The organism is Mesorhizobium sp. M7A.F.Ca.CA.004.04.2.1, assembly GCF_004022825.1.
In the GTDB taxonomy this organism is placed as follows: Bacteria; Pseudomonadota; Alphaproteobacteria; order Rhizobiales; family Rhizobiaceae; genus Mesorhizobium.
In genome coordinates, this window is sequence record NZ_RZPH01001555.1 from 1 (window position 1) to 823 (window position 823).

Annotated in this window: 2 protein-coding genes; both read left to right on the plus strand. The window is 60.6% G+C overall.

All coding sequences use genetic code 11. The annotated features are described in order from the left end of the window. Nucleotides 1-205, plus strand: a 205-nt coding sequence (locus EN893_RS36090) for a cold-shock protein (RefSeq protein WP_164901497.1), incomplete at its 5' end; no start/stop codon positions are given. Between the two features lie 363 nt (nt 206-568). Beyond that, nucleotides 569-796: a hypothetical protein gene (locus EN893_RS36095; RefSeq protein WP_013532399.1), complete on the plus strand. Its 228-nt coding sequence runs from the start codon at nt 569-571 to the stop codon at nt 794-796. Nucleotides 797-823: the final 27 nt, after the last annotated feature.

Here is an 823-nt window from a genome sequence, read left to right on the forward strand (position 1 = left end):
CACCGGCACAGTTAAATGGTTCAACGCCACCAAAGGTTTTGGTTTTATTCAGCCTGACGACGGCTCGGCCGACGTTTTTGTCCACATCTCGGCCGTAGAGCGCGCCGGCATGCGCGACATCGTCGAGGGCCAGAAGCTCGGCTACGAGATGGTCCGCGACAACAAGTCGGGCAAGATGTCCGCCGACCAGTTGAAGGCGGCCTGAAAAAAGAATTCAGCTCTCCCGGTGACCACGGATGTACTGGCACCGGTGAGTGGCGAATTCGGGCGCATGGCCGCGGAGACCTGAGTTTCCACGGCATATCATGCGCATGAGAAGGGCGTTCGTGCATCCCCGGGTGCATCCTTTTTGGATGTCATCTGGTTGCGCGGCGCTCCATGAAGGTCAGGCGGTGCCTGGCCTTTTTCATTTTGCGCGCCTTGCCGCCGAAAGTGCGCTGCGCGCCGGCCTGGACGTGCTAAGGGACGCTCCAGCAATTTGAATTCGCCGCGCGTATTGCTTTGTGCGTGATCCTGACCGAAGACCCGGTCTCGCTCCATCGGCACAGGCTCCTGACAGGAGAAAGATTTGACCACCAGTTCAAAGACAACCGTCGATCAGGCCGTGTCCCTGTTCAGCAAGACGCAAACCCAGTCGATGTCGCTCAACCGCATCAATTCCGAGCGCGACGCCGTCAGCGAGGCACGTGAAGCCAAGACCGCGCGTCTGCGCGAATTGCGGCTGGAGAAGGAGGCCGACGAGATGGCCGCCGCCGCCGCGCTAGCCGCTTTGCCGAAGCGGGCCGGAAGACGCTGATGGCTACCAAACGCTTACCGCCAACAC